The sequence below is a fragment of the Flammeovirga aprica JL-4 genome (assembly GCF_012844305.1).
In the GTDB taxonomy this organism is placed as follows: domain Bacteria; phylum Bacteroidota; class Bacteroidia; order Cytophagales; family Flammeovirgaceae; genus Flammeovirga; species Flammeovirga aprica.
This window is the reverse complement of record NZ_JABANE010000363.1, coordinates 1-672: the sequence shown is the minus strand read 5'-3', so window position 1 is coordinate 672 and position 672 is coordinate 1. Positions and strand designations below refer to the sequence as shown.

The following is a 672-nucleotide window of genomic DNA, read 5'->3' as shown; positions in this document are numbered from 1 at the left end:
CTTCATTCTAGTACAGAGATCATTATCCTTTTCCATGGCTTCAATTTCAGAAATCACCAGCTCTTTGAAATCTTCTTTGAGCAATGCTTTGACATTTTGATGAATAATTTCCAACTCAAGATAACAATGCCCTTGTTCTCGGCTTGCTGAAAGCACATGACTAATCGCCGCTCTCATTCTCTTTGGGCTGTCTTTGGCAATACCCATACTCAAAGCGATTTTATCTGCGGAGAAAAAACCAATTCCATAAATATCTTTTGAAAGACGGTAAGGGTTTTCTTTCAGAATCTTAATCGCATCATTCCCGTAAGTCTTATAAATTTTGACAGAGAACAACGTACTTACTCCAAATTCCTGAAGGAAAAGCATCACATTTCTGATTTCACGATGTTCCGTCCAAGACGCTTTAATCTGATCCAGTTTTGTGGTGGCAATTCCCGTCACTTCTGTCAACCGCTCAATGTTCTCTTCAAAAACCTCTAAAGTATCTTTCCCAAAGTGATTGACAATCCGCTTGGCAATTTTGGGCCCCACACCATAAATCAACCCAGAACCGATATACTTCTCCAAAGCAGAAGAACTTGCCGGCTTTTTCTCAATGGTAGAATGTGCTTTGAACTGATCACCGAATTTAGGGTGAGTAGTCCATTCTCCTTCAAATTCTAAGGTAGC

At 39.9% G+C, this 672-nt stretch carries 1 protein-coding gene; it reads right to left on the bottom strand.

Features of this window, described 5'->3' with window-relative positions:
• The coding region (locus tag HHU12_RS34385; RefSeq protein ID WP_240971278.1) for a helix-hairpin-helix domain-containing protein at positions 1-672 on the bottom strand (672 nt) is incomplete at both ends.